The organism is Exiguobacterium sp. U13-1 (assembly GCF_001750115.1).
Lineage (GTDB): Bacteria > Bacillota > Bacilli > Exiguobacteriales > Exiguobacteriaceae > Exiguobacterium_A > Exiguobacterium_A acetylicum.
On the sequence record NZ_CP015731.1, the window covers coordinates 1,782,772 to 1,799,511 of the forward strand.

General features: G+C 47.6%; 20 protein-coding genes and 1 other annotated feature (1 of these 21 only partly in view). Of the genes, 11 read left to right on the top strand and 9 right to left on the bottom strand.

Features of this window, described 5'->3' with window-relative positions; all coding sequences use genetic code 11:
* Nucleotides 1–189: 189 nt before the first annotated feature.
* Genes nikA through ESP131_RS09110 form a run of 5 tightly spaced genes read left to right on the top strand, consistent with a single transcriptional unit; the run spans nt 190 to nt 5,193 of the window.
* The gene (gene nikA / locus ESP131_RS09090; RefSeq protein WP_069940461.1) at nt 190–1,800 is read left to right on the top strand and encodes a nickel ABC transporter substrate-binding protein; all 1,611 of its coding nucleotides are present in this window, start codon (nt 190–192) and stop codon (nt 1,798–1,800) included.
* A 12-nt stretch (nt 1,801–1,812) separates the two neighbouring features.
* Nucleotides 1,813–2,754, top strand: a complete 942-nt coding sequence (gene nikB / locus ESP131_RS09095) for a nickel ABC transporter permease (protein WP_069940462.1) — start codon at nt 1,813–1,815, stop codon at nt 2,752–2,754.
* Nucleotides 2,751–3,596, top strand: a complete 846-nt coding sequence (nikC, locus tag ESP131_RS09100; protein WP_083254782.1) for a nickel ABC transporter permease subunit NikC — start codon at nt 2,751–2,753, stop codon at nt 3,594–3,596. The genes nikB and nikC overlap by 4 nt, the downstream gene beginning before the upstream one ends.
* On the top strand, nt 3,593–4,399 hold the full coding sequence (locus ESP131_RS09105) for an ABC transporter ATP-binding protein (protein WP_069940463.1): 807 nt from the start codon (nt 3,593–3,595) through the stop codon (nt 4,397–4,399). The genes nikC and ESP131_RS09105 overlap by 4 nt, the downstream gene beginning before the upstream one ends.
* Nucleotides 4,396–5,193, top strand: coding sequence for an ATP-binding cassette domain-containing protein (locus tag ESP131_RS09110; protein ID WP_069940464.1), 798 nt, complete (start codon nt 4,396–4,398; stop codon nt 5,191–5,193). The genes ESP131_RS09105 and ESP131_RS09110 overlap by 4 nt, the downstream gene beginning before the upstream one ends.
* A gap of 47 nt (nt 5,194–5,240) precedes the next feature.
* Here ESP131_RS09110 and ESP131_RS09115 read toward each other — a convergent pair whose 3' ends face one another.
* From ESP131_RS09115 to ESP131_RS09130, 4 genes are all read right to left on the bottom strand, one after another.
* Nucleotides 5,241–6,011, bottom strand: a complete 771-nt coding sequence (locus ESP131_RS09115) for an ABC transporter permease (RefSeq protein ID WP_069940465.1) — start codon at nt 6,009–6,011, stop codon at nt 5,241–5,243.
* Nucleotides 6,008–6,892, bottom strand: a complete 885-nt coding sequence (locus ESP131_RS09120; RefSeq protein ID WP_069940466.1) for an ABC transporter ATP-binding protein — start codon at nt 6,890–6,892, stop codon at nt 6,008–6,010. The genes ESP131_RS09115 and ESP131_RS09120 overlap by 4 nt, the downstream gene beginning before the upstream one ends.
* Nucleotides 6,889–7,116, bottom strand: a complete 228-nt coding sequence (locus ESP131_RS09125; protein ID WP_056060843.1) for a PLDc N-terminal domain-containing protein — start codon at nt 7,114–7,116, stop codon at nt 6,889–6,891. The genes ESP131_RS09120 and ESP131_RS09125 overlap by 4 nt, the downstream gene beginning before the upstream one ends.
* Nucleotides 7,117–7,215: 99 nt before the next feature.
* Nucleotides 7,216–7,734, bottom strand: a complete 519-nt coding sequence (locus tag ESP131_RS09130; protein WP_069940467.1) for a helix-turn-helix domain-containing protein — start codon at nt 7,732–7,734, stop codon at nt 7,216–7,218.
* Nucleotides 7,735–7,883: 149 nt separating this feature from the next.
* On the opposite strand from ESP131_RS09130, the gene ESP131_RS09135 reads away from it, so the two are divergent.
* Nucleotides 7,884–8,132, top strand: a complete 249-nt coding sequence (locus ESP131_RS09135) for a hypothetical protein (RefSeq protein WP_231925606.1) — start codon at nt 7,884–7,886, stop codon at nt 8,130–8,132.
* A 55-nt stretch (nt 8,133–8,187) separates the two neighbouring features.
* Here the strand turns inward: ESP131_RS09135 and solA are convergent, their stop codons facing one another.
* From solA to ESP131_RS09150, 3 genes are all read right to left on the bottom strand, one after another.
* A complete protein-coding gene (solA, locus tag ESP131_RS09140; RefSeq protein ID WP_069940468.1) occupies nt 8,188–9,330 on the bottom strand; it encodes an N-methyl-L-tryptophan oxidase in 1,143 nt (380 codons plus the stop codon).
* Between the two features lie 70 nt (nt 9,331–9,400).
* The gene (locus ESP131_RS09145) at nt 9,401–11,098 is read right to left on the bottom strand and encodes a methyl-accepting chemotaxis protein (RefSeq protein WP_069941031.1); all 1,698 of its coding nucleotides are present in this window, start codon (nt 11,096–11,098) and stop codon (nt 9,401–9,403) included.
* Nucleotides 11,099–11,631: 533 nt separating this feature from the next.
* Nucleotides 11,632–12,102: a DUF2975 domain-containing protein gene (locus ESP131_RS09150; RefSeq protein ID WP_069940469.1), complete on the bottom strand. Its 471-nt coding sequence runs from the start codon at nt 12,100–12,102 to the stop codon at nt 11,632–11,634.
* 146 nt (nt 12,103–12,248) lie between these two features.
* Here ESP131_RS09150 and ESP131_RS09155 point away from each other — a divergent pair, with 146 nt between their 5' ends.
* From ESP131_RS09155 to ESP131_RS16785, 5 genes are all read left to right on the top strand, one after another.
* The gene (locus ESP131_RS09155) at nt 12,249–12,473 is read left to right on the top strand and encodes a DUF2188 domain-containing protein (RefSeq protein ID WP_029341445.1); all 225 of its coding nucleotides are present in this window, start codon (nt 12,249–12,251) and stop codon (nt 12,471–12,473) included.
* 131 nt (nt 12,474–12,604) lie between these two features.
* The gene (locus ESP131_RS16520) at nt 12,605–12,781 is read left to right on the top strand and encodes a helix-turn-helix transcriptional regulator (RefSeq protein WP_197499314.1); all 177 of its coding nucleotides are present in this window, start codon (nt 12,605–12,607) and stop codon (nt 12,779–12,781) included.
* 121 nt (nt 12,782–12,902) lie between these two features.
* Nucleotides 12,903–13,979 (top strand): RNA-guided endonuclease InsQ/TnpB family protein, encoded by a 1,077-nt coding sequence (locus ESP131_RS09160; protein ID WP_069940470.1) that lies wholly within the window; start codon nt 12,903–12,905, stop codon nt 13,977–13,979.
* Nucleotides 13,980–14,203: 224 nt separating this feature from the next.
* On the top strand, nt 14,204–14,587 hold the full coding sequence (locus ESP131_RS09165; protein WP_069940471.1) for a DUF2178 domain-containing protein: 384 nt from the start codon (nt 14,204–14,206) through the stop codon (nt 14,585–14,587).
* Complete coding sequence (locus ESP131_RS16785; RefSeq protein ID WP_197499315.1) at nt 14,584–14,781, top strand: hypothetical protein; 198 nt, start codon at nt 14,584–14,586, stop codon at nt 14,779–14,781. The genes ESP131_RS09165 and ESP131_RS16785 overlap by 4 nt, the downstream gene beginning before the upstream one ends.
* A gap of 92 nt (nt 14,782–14,873) precedes the next feature.
* Here the strand turns inward: ESP131_RS16785 and ESP131_RS09170 are convergent, their stop codons facing one another.
* Both ESP131_RS09170 and ESP131_RS09175 read right to left on the bottom strand, forming a co-directional pair.
* The gene (locus ESP131_RS09170; RefSeq protein WP_069940472.1) at nt 14,874–15,788 is read right to left on the bottom strand and encodes a hypothetical protein; all 915 of its coding nucleotides are present in this window, start codon (nt 15,786–15,788) and stop codon (nt 14,874–14,876) included.
* Between the two features lie 109 nt (nt 15,789–15,897).
* Nucleotides 15,898–16,449: a GNAT family N-acetyltransferase gene (locus ESP131_RS09175; RefSeq protein WP_069940473.1), complete on the bottom strand. Its 552-nt coding sequence runs from the start codon at nt 16,447–16,449 to the stop codon at nt 15,898–15,900.
* 84 nt (nt 16,450–16,533) lie between these two features.
* Nucleotides 16,534–16,740: a binding site (T-box leader), on the top strand; it runs 39 nt beyond the window's last position.

Below are 16,740 nucleotides of genomic sequence, written 5' to 3' on the forward strand. Positions count from 1 at the left end.
TTTAACACAGTTGATTACAATTATTGACAAACAAGAGGCGTATACAGAATGTTACTCAGTTAAGCGTGGAAATCCTGTCAAAAAGCGTCTTTACGACCAGTTAACATCTGGATTATCCATTGACAATCCTTACCTTTCCCTCTTACAATTGAAAATGATTATCAATACAAGTTGGGAGTTCTGCCTACCATGAACGTTAACCGTAAAAAATTACTGATTTCTACCGTCTCGATCCTGTCTTTGACATCATTATTGATCGGCTGCTCGAACCCGGGCAAGTCGACAGGAGAGCGAAAAGATAAAGATACATTGACGCTCGCGTGGCCACGCGACGTCGGAACGATGAACCCGCACGTCTATAATCCATCACAACTGTTCGCACAGTCGATGATCTATGAGCCACTCGTCCACTACGGAGAAGGTGGAAAGCTCGAGCCATACTTAGCCTCGTCTTGGAAGATTTCTGAAGACGGAAAAACGTATACGTTCACGCTCCGTGACGGTGTCAAGTTTTCGGACGGTTCGACGTTTGACGCAGCAATCGTCAAAAAGAACTTTGACGCGATCCTCAAACAAAAAGCCTTACATAGCTGGCTTGGCTTCATCACGAAAATCGAGAAGACGGAAGCCGTCGATGCGAAGACGTTCCGCCTGACATTATCCGAAGCCTATTACCCGACGATTCAAGAGCTCGCGGTCGTCCGCCCGGTCCGTTTCCTCGGAGAAGCAGGATTCCCGGAAAACGGCGATACGTCGAAGGGTGTCAAAAAAGAAGTCGGGACAGGTCCGTGGATGCTCGACGAATACAAACCGGATCAGTATGCGACGTTTAAGGTCAACAAGAACTATTGGGGTCCGAAGCCGAACATCGATCACATCAAGGTCGACATCATCCCGGATGCAGAGACACGTGTCTTAGCACTCGAAAAAGGACAAGTTGATCTGATTTACGGTGAAGGGGCGATCAGCATCGATGCCTTCAACCAGTTGAAGACGGATAAATCCTACAAGACAGAAATGTCCGAACCAGTCGCGACGCGTCTTCTCGTCTTGAATACAAAAAATAAGCGTCTGTCTGACGAACGCGTCCGCCAGGCGCTCCAGCACGGGTTTGATAAAGCTGCTCTCGTCGAAGGGATCACGTCGGGAATAGAAGCACCAGCTGACTATCTGTTGCCACCGAACATGCCGTACACGTCGAACCTGAAAGTGGAGCAACGGGATTATGACGTCAAGGAAGCGAATCGTCTCCTTGATGAAGCAGGTTGGAAACTGCCGAAAGGTGAAACGATCCGCGTCAAGGATGGTCAACCGCTGCAAATCGGGATGATGTATGATGCGGCCGAGCAGGTCCAAAAGGCGATGGCCGAAACACTCCAGTCGGAATGGTCGAAAATCGGCGTCGAACTGAAGACGGAAGCCGTCGAACTGCCGGATCAAGTCCAGCGCTTCAAAGACAACCGATTTGACATCAACTTCTATAGTAACTTCGGTGCACCGTATGATCCGCATACGTTCGTGAACCTGATTGATACGGATGGCTTCGGCTTCAAGGAAGCGATTTCGGCTTATCCGAATAAAGAACAACTGTTGCAAGAAATCAAAGATGTCTTAAAAACGACAGACGAGACGAAACGTCAGAAGATGTACGCCGACATTCTGCCATCACTCCAAGATCAAGGGGCATTGATTCCGATTTCGTACTTGAAGAAGATGGCAATCTATCAGTCGGACGTGACGAACTTCCAGTTCCCGGCGAACCGGGATGAGAGTCCATTTGCCCGGATTGGCATTAAGTAAAGGAGGGATGACATGGGGGTCTTCCTCGTCAAACGCATATTATCCGTCATCCCGATCTTGTTACTGGCGGTCTTGATTCTGACAGGGTTGATTCATTTGTCACCGGTTGATCCGGCACAGGCCTATCTGTCTGCTGCTCATATCCAACCGACGGATGAACTACTCGCTGCCAAACGAGCAGAATTCGGACTCGATCAACCGTTCTACCAACAATACTTCGATGCCGTCATCCGCTTGGCGCAGCTCGATTTCGGCACATCGTATCTTTCCGGAAAACCGGTCCTTGAAGATGTCTTACTCCGCTTACCGCCAACGGTCGAGCTGGCAGTGACGAGTCTACTGCTCGCACTCGTCATCAGTATCCCGCTCGGGTTCCTTGCCGGGATCAAGAAGAATGGATTCTTCGATCATCTCAGTCGGGCAATCGCCTTCATCGGGGCTTCGATTCCGTCGTTTTGGCTCGGGTATCTGTTCATCTTCTTCTTTGCTGTCCAGTTGGATTGGTTTCCGGTCGGTGGGACGGGAAGTGTGATGCACTTGATCTTACCGGCATTGACACTCGCCTTTCCGTTGATTGCCTTGTATACACGATTGCTCCGTGGCAGTGTGATTGAAGCATTGAATGAACCGTACGTCTTGTTTGCCCGGACACGTGGCTTAAAGGAAGGACGGGTTCTTGGGAAACACGTTCTCCGGATGGCGATTCCACCGATGATCACGGGTCTTGGGATGAACCTCGGGAAGTTGCTGACGGGAACGATCATCGTCGAGACCGTCTTCTCGTGGCCAGGATTCGGTCGTTACTTCATTGAAGCGATCTTTGACCGGGACATGCCGGTCATCCAAGGCTATGTCTTTCTCGCGGCACTCGTCTTCATCGGTAGCAGTTTGCTCGTCGACATCATTCAAGCCGTGCTCGATCCACGACTAGCGAAAAAAGGAGGGACGGTATGAATACTCCACTTCCAGCAACGATGATCCGGTCGCGGTATACACCGCTTCTTTATCTTTGTGCATTCGTCTTAATCGGGATGGCAGGCATTGCGTTGTTCGCACCATGGATCGCGCCGCATGATCCGAACCTCGTCGACTTGACGCAAAAGCTTCATGGTCCGTCGTCAGCCTATCCGCTCGGAACCGACCAGCTCGGACGCTGCCTCTTGTCGCGCTTGATTTACGGCGCACGGATTTCACTCGGTTGCGCCGTGTTGATTTTCATCGCCTCACTTGCGATCGGACTGTTTGTCGGAACACTAGCCGGCTATCGTGGCGGTTGGGTCGACCAACTCTTGATGCGTCTGTGTGACGGTGTGATGGCATTTCCGAGTCTGATTCTCGTCCTCGGCCTCGTCGGTATCTTCGGTCCAGGTCTCAAGCAAGTCATCATCGCCTTGATGCTCGTCCAGTGGGTCTACTACGCGCGGATGTTCCGCGGAATGGTCATGACGTTGAAGACGGAAGCGTTCATCGCCGCCGCTCGCGTCAACGGTTCGTCTTCGTGGAAGATCATTCGGACGCATATCCTGCCGAACATCTTACCACCGTTGCTCGTCATCGGGACGCTTGAGATGGGCTGGGCGATCATGGATATCTCGGCGATGTCGTTCCTCGGGCTTGGTGTCCAGTCACCGACAGCCGAGTGGGGGGCGATGATTCACGAAGGAAAATCGTACATCCGGACGAATCCGGAATTGATGATTTATCCGGGACTTGCGATCATGCTCGTCATCATCAGCTTTAACCTAGTAGGAGAACAGTTAGCAGAACGATTCGGTGTATCAAAAACGATGAAATGAGAGGAGGTGCCCGTATCGAACCGATCTTAGCTGTCGACGGTCTGACCGTCCGTACGAAACAACAAGTAACATTGATCGAAGGTGTGACGTTCTCAATTCAAGCTGGACAGATTCTTGGTCTTGTCGGAGAGAGTGGCTGTGGGAAAACGGTGACGAGTCTCGCTTTAATGCGTCTGCTCAATCCACAGACAACAGACGTCACCGGCGATATTCGACTGAACGGAACATCAATTCAATCCTTATCAGAACGCGCTGTGCGAACGATTCGGGGCGGTGAGATTGCGTTCATCATGCAAAATCCGATGAGTGCCTTCACACCGGTCTACTCGATCGGGCACCAGATGATCGAGACGATTCAGACCCATTCACGTTGTTCAAAACGTGAAGCGAAACAACAAGCGATGACGGCACTCGAAGAAGTCAATCTGACGGATGCCGCCCGGTTGCTCAAAGCTTATCCATTCGAACTGAGTGGGGGAATGTTGCAACGGATCATGATCGCCTTAGCCGTTGCCCTGCGCCCAAGCGTCTTGATTGCCGACGAACCGACGACGGCACTCGACGTCTTCAATCAGAAGACGGTTCTTGAATTACTCGAACGGATGCGGGCGACTTACGGAACGGCGATGTTACTCATCTCGCATGATCTCGGTGTGATCGCTGAACTTGCAGACGATGTCCTCGTCATGCAGCAAGGACGGATCGTTGAGCGAGCAGATGTTTTTGAATTGTTTGATCGACCGCAACATCCGTATACACAGTCACTTCTTGCCCAGCATCTAGGAAGGGAGGCGTTCGGATGAGTCTCTTGCAGATCGATCAAGTCTCACACGTCTATAAACGCCGGTTTCAACCAGCAAAGACCGTCTTACACGATGTCTCATTGACGCTTGAAGCGGGACGCTGTCTCGGATTGCTCGGGTCGAGTGGTGCCGGGAAAAGTACGCTCGGACGATTGTTGCTCGGACTCGAACGCCCAACGACCGGAACGATTTGGTTCAATGGTGTCGATCGCCACGCGACAAAACGACCATTTCAAGGTGACGTTCAAGTCGTCTTCCAGGACTCGTTTGCTGCGGTCAATCCAAAGCTTACGGCTGCCGATATCATCGCCGAACCGCTTGATAACTTCATTCGTTTAAAGGGTGAAGTACGGCAACAGCGTCTCATCACGCTTATTGAACAAGTCGGACTCAAGGCAACGGATTTGACGAAATATCCGGCGCAGTTCAGTGGAGGGCAACTCCAGCGGATCGCGATTGCGCGAGCGATTGCTGCTGAACCACGACTGATCGTGTTAGACGAAGCAGTCAGCAGTCTCGACATGGTCAACAAACGATTGATTCTTGCATTGTTAGCTGACTTGAAACGGCTACACGGTCTAACATATGTCTTCATCACTCATGACATTAAAGCTGCCGAGCAACTCTGTGACAGCTTTGCGATTTTGGAGCAGGGACGTCTCGTCGGGCATTACCCGAGTTTAGCAGCGTTCGATGCTGCGACGGATCCTGCCGTTGAACGGATACGCCAAGCAAAGCTTGCCGTGCATCCAAGGCAACGAACGATTCGCAAGACACAAGCAAACAAAGGATAACGGACGGCCGAACGGCACCGTTATCCTTTTTGTGTTGTAGCGGTGGATCAATAAGACGTTTTTCGGAATCGAAGAGCTGACCAGCCGAGTGTGAGAAGAATCCAAATGAGACAAGAAATGATTCCGATCAGATGAGACGAAGAAAAAAACGACGTGTGCGATGGGAGCGACAGTAGCGCACCAGGCGTGAAGAATAATACATCTGGCATTAGCGAAGGTAGTGCAACGAGTAATAAGGAAACGACGAGCGACAGGATGCCAATCGGAACAGCGCGTCGCAAGAAGGTGCTGATCAGTAGCGTCAGACTGACGACGAATAACGTCCAGAGACTAAAATCGAGAATGATGCGTAGCGCAAGCAGCGGCGAAAGGGATCCGAACCAATAGACGGTCAAACAATAGGACGTGAGGGCGCCGATCAGCATCCCGAATAGACTGATCATCCCGTGACTGAACCATTTCGACAGGAGATAGACATTCCGAGAGACAGGGCGCGTCAGAATGAAATCCTGCATGCCGGTTTGTCGGTCTGAAGCAAGCAATCCCATGAAGCTCATGATCAGGACGATCAAGCCAAGCTGATTGAACTGACCGTGGATCGTTGCGCTGAAGACGTCAAGCGATTGTGGAGCAGGGCGATTCGGATCAACGATGATTCCGTCCGCATTTCCGACATGTGCAAGCAAGACATCCATATACATCAACAGCAATGGTTGGGTCACGCCAAGGGCAATGAAGAACAGCGGTAACCAAACAATCTTCCATTCTTTCCATGCTTCCAACCACTCGGTCCATGTCAGCGTATAAAACGTCCTCATACGTCTGCCACCATGTCGAGGAACCGTTCCTCGAGTCCGATCGGTTGATAGGCAATCGAAGTAATCGACCATCCCTGTTGAATCAAAGTGATCGCTAACTGTGAGAGATCAAGCGGCTGCTGTGCGGAGAACTGATAGCAGTATGGGTTGATTCGATCAATCTCGACTTGTGGAAATCGTGTCGCAGAAAACGAAGGGGTAGCTGTAAGCGTCTCGACTTGAATCCGGTATTGATCCACGTTACGTTGATTATCGAGCGGTCCCAGCAATTTTCCGTGTTTAATGACGAGGAAGCGATCGCAACACGTCTTTGCGTCTTCTAACAGGTGCGTTGAGACGATGATCGTCATCCGTTTCTTTAGACGGAGAATCAACTGATTGATATCATGTCGACCACTCGGATCTAGGGCGGAAGCCGGTTCGTCAAGAATCAAAAATGTCGGTTCATGTAAGATGGCTTGGGCGATTCCGAGACGTTGGCGCATCCCGCCGGACAGGCGTTCGATGACTTCTGTTTGTTGGTTGTGGAGTCCAACTTCATGTAGAACGTCCGGAATCCGCTTATTTAACGTTGCGCGATCAAGCCCCGACAAGCGTCCGAAGAAACGTAGTGATTGTTCGCACGTCATCCAAGACTTGAAATCTGTTTGTTGTGATAAGTAGCCGATCGATTGCTGCTGTTGACGGATAGGGCGCGAAGACATCGTGATTGAACCACGGTCACTCTCGATCATGCCGCTCAGACATTTCAGGAGTGTCGTTTTTCCGGCACCATTCGGACCAATCAGTCCAAGACATTCATGTTCGTGAATCGTAAAGGAAATATCGTCTAGGATAAGACGTCGTTGAAGTGAAAACTGGAGATGAGAAATCTGAATCATGCTGTCATCCTCCTTCCGAGGACGAAGTAGAGAATCGAGCCAATCGGCTGGACGAGGAGAATGATCAATAACCAAGTAGTCGGTGTCGCGATCCGGTCCTTCCGTCTGAACCAATCGATACAGGCGCAGCTGAGTAGAATCAGGTTGATGGAGATGTAAATCAATAATAGGGGCAGGAATCGTTCCCAGTCGATGTGTGATAAGGCAGAGAAATCTGTATTCATGAAAAACCCTCCTTTTCTATTACCATTATCAATAATGAAAATAGAAAAGTCAATAAAAGATGTACTGATAAAAAACACTCTCCTGAATTCGGAGAGTGTCTACGGTAAGATGACGAGCGAGACAGTCCTTTCTTTTGCCTGGTCTTCTGTCTCCAGGTGATGATATTTTTCGAGCAGTGCCCGCATGTCCTGTTGAAAATCATTGAAGGTTTCATCCGTCAGGTGCAATTTCGCGATCGAGAACGTCGAGTGGTCCTGACCTTGCGTTTGAACGGTCTGTTCGAAGTACGTCTGGTACTGCTGCAAGACGTACATGAAGTAGAACGAGACAAAATTTACTTTTTCATCGTACGTCGCACTGTTCCAGTCTGCTTCGCTGATTTGATAGCCGCTTGTGTTCAAGGCATAGATTTTCTCTTCGACTTTTCCAACACGCTGGACGGCGACGACCTTCAACAACTGATCGTCCATCATCGCATTGACTTGCCGGTACAAAGTAGACTGCGGTACATCCGTTAAACGTTGATTCAGTTGCATGATTGATAAGCCGTCTTCGAGATCAATCAACTCAAGCGCAATCTTAAACCGGACATGATTTTTGAATAAGTTAAAGTTCACGTCGTGTCCCACTCCTTCATCCAATCGTTTCTAAAACTATCTTATCATGCTTTTGGAAACATTCTTAAAAATGATAATGAAAAAAGAGGAAATAAAAAGTGAATAGGGAATAGTCTATAATGACACTAATTGGTAAAGGAGCGTTTATTATGAAAGATTCAAACTATCGCTATGGTACATATGCACTCATTACAAGCTTTTTCTTATTTTTCTTTGTTCAGATGTTCCGAGCATATGTGGAATTATCACCAGAATTTGCTGGCGAAACACTTGAAGAATATCACTTGATGTACTTCCCAATCATTGCTTTAGTCGCCGGACTCGTCCTATTCATCAACGGCTGGTGGAAATCGACGGAAGCGCAACATAAAGCCTTATCGAATACAGAGCAAAAATAACGTATGCAAGTTAAAAAGACCGTCAACGAAATTATCGTTGACGGTCTTTTTAGGTTTATTCACTGACTTTCGTAAATCGTTCAATCGAAAATGGTGCAATCGGTTCAGGAGTCGATTTTTCGATGACTAGTTCACTGAGTACTTTTCCGACTAAGCTGCTGAACTTGAATCCGTGACCGGAAAAGCCGGCGGCGATCGCGATGTGCGGATAGTCCGGGTGCAGATCGATGATGAAGTCCTCGTCCGGTGTCATCGTATAAAGACATGTTTTGCCATGAGATAAGGTATCGATCGAGGGGATGAATGTGTTCGTGAACTGTCGTAAATCTGCCAGATCACCGGCTTCTTGACCAAATGGACGGCGTGGATGATTCGGATCAACCGGGATACCACCATCGTGCCGTCCGATTTTCAGACCGGCTTGAGCGATGCTTGGAAAACCGTAATAATAACCGGCGGGTGTATCAAAGGCAAAAGCAGGGAACGCCGCGTCGTTGAATACTTCTTCCGCTGCTTCAAACCAGGCGAACGTCTTGCGGACCGGGCGAAGCGGTAAGGAGAGGCCGGTCTGTTCGAGCAACGGACCAGACCAAGCCCCGGCTGCGACGATCAACGCGTCAGCCGAATAGGTGTCTGATCCGACGGTCACGTCAACACCAGTGGCATGAGCAGTAAGCGTCGTCACTTTCGCATTCGTCCGGATGTCGACACCGTTCACGACAGCAAGATCACGGTATGCTTCAATACAATCCTCACACTTCAACACACCGGACGTCGGTTCAAAACAACCGATATACTCGTCGGGCATCGTTAAGCCGGACCAGCGCGTTCTCATTTCTTCAGCCGTCAGGATCTCAAGCGGTAAATCATACTGCGCTGCACTCCTGATGATCGTCTGCATCGAACGGGACGAACGGTGACCAGCGTTTAAGACTCCCGTGTTCAGGAATAGACTTCGGCCGCTGATTTGTTCCAACTCATACCACAAGCGTTGCGCGGCTAACGCCAGTGGCACATAAGCTTCACCTTCACCGTAGGCATGGCGAATGATTCGTGTCTCCCCGTGGTGACTCGCTTGATCATGCGGTGGATTATAGGCGTCTAGTAGTAAGATGTTTTGATCGGTTCGTGAGAGATAGTAGCCGGCTGCCATCCCCATGGAACCCGCACCGACGATGATGACATCATAATGGGACATCTGGTTCGACTCCTTCATATGTAAGTTCACACCAGTATAGAGTGAGAACCAGAAAAGAACAAATGAAAGATTAAATCTCGAAGCGACGGGCTTCTTGTTCTAAGTGTTCTGTCCGCTCGTTCAAATCACCGACGAGCGTATGCAGCGTCGTGATCGTCGCAATCATTTGTTCAGACGCAGCGGCAACTTCTTCGTTACTCGCCGTGTGCTCTTCTGCGACAGCAGCAATTTCCGTCAAGGCATTGCGGATGAACCGTTCTGCCTGCAAGACGTCTTCCATTTGTTGCGTCATCTGCTGTGTTGCCGTTGAGACATGCGTGACTTGATCCGTCAACCGTTCGAACGTTGTATCTGTATCGAGAACGATCTGCTTGCCGGCTGCTGTTGCTTCGACCGTCGTCTTAAAGCTGTGTTGCATCTGCTGCGCACTGGCTTCGATTGACGTGACAATCGTTGCGATCTCACTGACACTGCTAGCGACATGGCTCGAAAGATTCTTGACCTCGGTCGCAACGACAGCGAATCCTTTCCCTTGTTCACCCGCCCGTGCCGCTTCAATCGCGGCATTAAGGGCGAGTAGATTCGTCTGTTCGGAAATTCCGCGGATGATACCGACGAGCGTTTGGATATCCGATGATTGCTGTTTCAGTAGATCAATCTGTTCAGCAGATTGCGTGACATGCTGATGAATGTGACGCATTTGTTCAACAGAAGTAGACATTTGCTCCCGGCCGACTCGTGTCAGTGTTGCCATCTGCTCCGTCGTTCCTTGAATTTCAACACCAGACTGATTCGTCGTCTCAATCAATGTTGCGAACCGATTCATCTCGTCATTCAACGAAAGCGTGACTTGCGTCTGACTTTCAGTTCCCGTTGCGATTTCCGACATCGTATGAGCGATTTGCTCAGATCCGTCGAGTACTTCTGATGTACTTTGATCAATCGATTGACTCGTCGTCGAGACGAGAGTGGCCGTCTGTTTGATGTCGACAATCATCGTCCGCAGCATCTCGTTCATATCACGAATCGAGATCGCAAGCGCATAGATTTCGTCCTTTGAAGCGATTGTCAAATCGCGCAACGTCTGTTTCGCCTGATTCAGTCGTCCCTCGGCAATCAAGGCGGCGACTTTCTGTAACGTCTCGAGCGGACGTAATTTTCGACCGAGCACGATGTAGAGCAAGACGAGGGTGATCGTTAACAGCAGGAGCATTAACCCGATGAAAATCGGAGCGTTTTGTTGTAATAGATCCGTCGTAAGCGCATCGACTTCCTTCGCAGCGATGTCGACGCCAAGAATGCCGATGATTTGACCAGACGCATCCTTTAACGGAACGTAGACACTCATATACTGTCCATTTACAGGATCATCAATGATGTCCGTCGCGTGTGTTCCACCATTTAATACGTCCTTCATGTCAGTAACTTTTGCGCCACTCGCCGGTTCATTAATCTTTGCGGCATCTTTCTTAGGGAGACCGTCAATCAGCAAACGGACCTTATTTTGGTCGATGTGTGCTGTGTATGCATACAGGAGTCCGTTTTGCTTACGTAATGCATCAAGTTCATTTCGTAACGTTTCATATTGCTCAGACGTGATAGGCGATTGTAGAAATTCGCTATAAGCCGCCGTGTCGAATGTCTTGCTGATGCGTAGCGCATCCTTTTCAGCGGTCGCTTTAAGCGTTGAAACCGCAGTTTGCTTCGTATTGAAGTATAAGGCCAGACTACTAAAAACAAAAAAGGCAATCAAAATTAAACTAATCATTACTAAAAGGCGTGTTCGGATGGAATGGTTTTTGGTTGTATTCTTCACTTGTAACTAGTCCTCTCAACTCATATTTTCTATCTATAATTCATTTATCGGTTGGTAAAATACATATTAAACAGGACCTTTTAACGATTTTTTTTATACCACCGCTGGAAGACAAACTATTTTTTCTAAAAAAAGGATTTATCAAGAATGATTCAGGGCACATATTAAATAGAAAAAATACAAATTGAGGGAAGAGGGATCGAGATGGAAAGTGAAGTCGATCATCGAATCAAAGCAAGACATGTATATGAAAATGAATTACGAAGACATGCGGTCAGCACAAAAAAAACTACATTTCGATTGATGACATGTCTACGTTGCCAATCGAAGATTCTGTTGAAACAGGGACATCAGGATAGCCATCAATGTGACGCGAACTAAAAAATCCCGCTCTTAGGAGCGAGATTGAACAAAGTGTTAGGTAGGAAAAGCAACGGCTAGAATGACAAAAACAATCATGAGCACTTGTTTTTCGGTCGTTCACGTTAGGATTTCATAGGCAACACATAGCGTAATAATAATTGTTGGATACAGGCAAGTAGCGTTCCGATTGTCAACGGAGCAAGAATCAAACCCATTCCGATGATAATCAGACCAGGTGCGTCGTCAATCTGACCAATATAGAAAAAGACGGGAAAGAGACATGCCGTTAAAATGGCGACGATATAAAAAGACAATTTCATCGATTGAATGGAAGCTGTGATGAGCGGAAAAGCCGAAGGAGTCATCGACATATATCGAAGGATTCGGAGCGCATGGAATAAAATCAAAAGAGTTGGGATGAAGATAAGGTATGCGGTCAATAGAACACTGTAGCCAGGTCGCTCGAGTAACAAGTTTTTCGTGATACCATGCCAGACAAGTGGGATACCAAGTCCAGCTAAACCGAACAGACTGAAGATGATACCGAAGACGATAAAACGTAAAAACCGGATTTGCCAGACGAAATGATTCACGATATCAACTCCTTTCGAGGCAACAAACGTTTCTTTTAGTATACTGCATTCCCCGATAGGCTAGTAAAAAATTCAAGTGAAAAGACAACCGTACGCCAAAACAGTCTCATGAAGATGAAATAGATTAAGGAAATGGAGGTCACGTGATGAAACGAGAGCAACATGTCACGCCGCATCCCAAAGGTGGCTATCAAGTGAAAGCTGCCGGTGCGACTCGAGCAACCAAACGATTCGCTACACAGAAAGAAGCGATTGCAGAAGGGCGTCGCATTGCGAAAAGTCAGAAGACAGAGCTCGTCATTCATAACAAAGAAGGGCAGATTCGCGAAAAAGATTCCTACGGACACGATCCATTTCCACCACGAGGTTGAGCCATCATATAAGACACGTTCTGAGCATGAGAGCGTGTCTTTTTAATGATTCTCATGTCAAAAGTTTTTGATATGAGAATGGAAGTTCATCACAGTAGAGATTTAAAAAGAATTTGACCCGTTGTGGAGGAATGAACGTGAGAAACCACATCAAGGAACTGCGTCTAGCGGCAAAATTATCGCAACAAGAACTGGCTGACCGCTGTCAGGTCAGTCGGCAGACAATCAATGCGATTGAAAACAACAAGTATGATCCGACTTTACAGAATGTACGAGCGAGAAAGCCCACTCCTTTAGAAGTGGGATGATAGCGAGTTCGGGGACGGGATGTCTTCAGACACCGCATGTCGCCGACTGTTCTTCCTGATGAAATACATTTATAGTAAATCTATAATGGAGTTGATTATTATGATGAAGGAGGTGTCAAAGATGAGTCAAGTCGTCACGGTAGAAGTTCGAATCTATGCCACGCGTCGTCAGGATGCCATCCTAAAAAGGATGGGCAAGACCTATATCCAGACCGCCAACCGAGTCGTGGCGAACATGGTCGCCTCCGAGGACGGGAAGAGGTGGTCGAGCAAGGACATCGACACCCCCCTTCCGAGCGCCGTGAAGAACCAACTCGCAGGAGATGCCGTCGGCATCTACAAGAAGGCGAGGAAAGAGGATTTCAAACGCATTCCTGTCCTCAAAAAGCCGGTCTGCGTCTGGAACAATCAGAACTATTCCTTCGACTTCGAGAGCATCTCCTTCCCCGTTTGGATGGACGGGAAGTCCGTGAAGATGCGATTCCGTGCTACCATGGTTGACAAGGACAATCGGAATACCCGACTCCTTGCCAACAAACTCGGGACGCTCAGGGTCACGAAGAAGGGAAGGAAGTGGATCGCTCAGATTTCCGTCCATGTACCGACCGTCCCTCGGACGGGGGTGCGGGTGATGGGGGTTGACCTCGGACTGAAAGTGCCGGCGGTCGCCGTCACCGATGACGACACGACCCGTTTCTTCGGGAACGGTCGTAAGAACAAGTATATGAAACGCAAGTTCCGTGCGGAACGGAAGGCACTCGGCAAAAAGAAGAAGCCGAAGGCTATCAAACGACGCAATCAGAAGGAACAGCGGTGGATGCGGGACAAGGACCACAAGGTCAGCCGAGCCATCGTCGATTTTGCAAGACAGAAGAAAATCTCTGTCATTCGCCTCGAACTCTTGGCGAACATCCGACAGACGGCAAGAACAAGCCGTAAAAACAACCAGAACCTCCACTTATGGTCGTTCTATCGTCTCGCGTCCTTCATCGAATACAAAGCCGCCTTGTCGGGCATCAAGGTTGAGTATGTGAACCCCGCCTACACGAGTCAGACCTGCCCATCCTGTTCCGTCAGGAACAAGGTAAGGGATAGGGTCTATACGTGTGCCTGTGGGTTTAAAGGACATCGGGACGCCGTCGGTGCGATGAACATTCGATACGCACCTGTGATGGATGGTAACAGTCCATCAGCCTGAGAACCTATACGGTCTGTCTCAGGAGGGGTGATGGCACACCCCTACCTCAAGGCTCGGACGAAGCAGAAATGGATTGAGTCCGCCAAGCACTTGAGAATCCCACCCTCACCAAAGGTGTGGGCTTGCGGCTTTAGCCGTGGGAGTGTCAAAATTAGCGTTTAATATCGCCAAAGTCTTGCAGACACAAGTCGATCATCTGTTCATTTCAGAACAGGAGGAATGGGATGTCTAAGAAAAAAACGGGTTTATTTTTAGTAACGCTCGTGATAGTGGCGAGTCTTACCATCATTAGTATGATCATCGAAAACAATGTAACGTTCTTCTCGATTGTTCAATTGGCGATTCTATTGATCATGTTCTTCTCGTATTTTACGTGGGCACGATCAGGAGAAGACGAGCGTCCTGTGCCAGAAGATGAGCTCGGCAAAAAGATTACGACGGAAAGCGGCCTCGTTAGCTACAAAATCCTGATTGTCCTGATTTTTGGATTCATCTGTCTCGATTACTTTTTACGTGAATCAGCGAATCTGTTATTGATCGTTTTGTTCGCGATTGCTTTAGTTACACTACCAATCATTGAATTTATGAAAGCACGTTCCTATCGATGAAGTGGTTTGGAACGGAAAGGAGTAAAGCATGGAAGAACAACAATAATGATGTCACTACTGATGGTACATCTACTATATTATATGGAATGTGCCTGCTGCATCATGCACGAAAAGCGATTGAGCTTGCTCCACTAGATGTTGCTTATTATGAATTGAGGGCAATCCTCATGTCTATCTGTTTAAAGAAGAAATAACTGATACCCACAAACGAATCAAAGAATTGCATAAATGATGAAAAAAATACCTAGATGAGATGACTAATAATCTCTTCTAGGTATTTTTTTTATTATTTTGTCAGTACAGGTGAAATCAATGTAGTAACTGTACTGTTTCCTTCTGCAGTTACACGAAGATTCGCCACACCCGTGACATCAATATCAAAGTCTATTTCATCCGCGCCATATACAACATCATAGCGACCGAGTTCTTTTCCGTTATTGTCGGAGAATACAAGTGTCATTTCATCTTCTGGACTCGCATAGTTCAAGTCACTCGAACTTTTTGTCAAAGCTTGTTCAGTCAAAAGGGACAGTTGACCAGATAATTTTTTATATTTTCGATCAAGACTAAAAGTAGCATATTCATCATTGAAGAACCCTGATAAGATTACGTTTTGATTATTTAGTTTACCATTCGCTAAAATGGATTGATTTTTTTCAATCGATTCAAACGATGAAGAGGCGATATGGATCGATGAAAGTGATGTACCTGAAAGTGGTGTTCCGACTTCATAAGCGGTGGAAGTCTCGATTAGAGGTAATCCTGAAAGGTCTGCTAACAATTGTAATGGTACGTATGGCGTTTTACCAAGCATCAACAAACTTTCTGTATTTTTGTACTTACCAGTTACGACTGCTCCGTCTGTGACAAGTGATTTTGAAGATGCGAGAAGGCGATACCCAGTCGAAAGCTCTTTGATCTTCTTTTTGTTCCCTTCGTTCTCGATTTGAAGATTCTTGTACTTAGTATCAAGTGATTTATAAGACTTTGAGAGGCTCGTGTGCTGTCCTTGTAACGTCTTATAGGCGTTTTCCGACTTCTTTGTTTTTTTCTTTTCGTCGGCTAGTTGTTTTTGGAGTGTTGCTTTTTCCTTTTTCAGTTTAGCCACTTCTTTTGAAGTTGAACTTGCTTCAACGATTGATGTCTGCATGACACCGAATGCTAATGATGATACAAGACCTGCTGCGATCCATTTCTTCAAGATGGTTCCCCCTTAAATGACAAAAATGATTTCTTACACCTAACAGTATATTCCAATATCATCTTTTTAGATTTCAATCATTTTGAAATGAAGGGAATGTTTTTATAGATTAAATTTGAAACCAATCACTTCGCAATATCGAGTACATATACAAATCATCGAATTGTCCACGCGTTTTCTCATATTGACGAAGCAACCCTTCACGTTGGAATCCGAGCCGTTCAAGCAATTGTTGTGAAGCAGTATTTGCTGGTAAGACAAGTGCTTCGATACGATTTAAAGAGAGCTCCTCAAACCCATATTCGATGACCGCAAGCGCTGCTTCCTTCGCGATGCCTTGTCCCTGATAGGCAGGGCTCAACTCAAACCCAAGTTCTGCCCGCTGATGGCGTTCCGCTTGATTCAAGAAACCGCAACTGCCGATGATGACATCGTCTTCTTGTAACGTGATCCCGAACCGGATACCCGTTCCATCTCGACGAATCGAGGCATACCAGTCAATCTCTTCAAGCGCGTCTGCTTCCGATTGAAAGGCGTCGAGTCCCATCTGTTTGACGACGTGTTCGTCTGATAAATAGGCGAGGACACTCGTAGCATCTTCGGGTAACACTTCGCGTAAGACGAGGCGGTTCGTTTTAAGCGTTGGGAAAGTATGTAACATTCAAAAAACTCCTTTGCAAGAAAATGTAAAAAGCTGTTGTGCAGTCTTTAAGTCATGTGGTAAGATTCTCCACAACAAGAGCATATCATTTCGTTGACGAGAAAGAGTAATGATTGTCCCTCTGCCTTACAGAAAACCTGGATTGCTGAGAGCCGGTAGCCAGATCAATCATGAAGATCCTCTCTGAGAAGTCACGCTGAACCATTCAGTAAGCGTGACCGGGTGTCCACCGTTACGTGGAATGCACATGATAGTGTGCAACTAAGTGCTGTCGAGAATAAGTATTCTCGG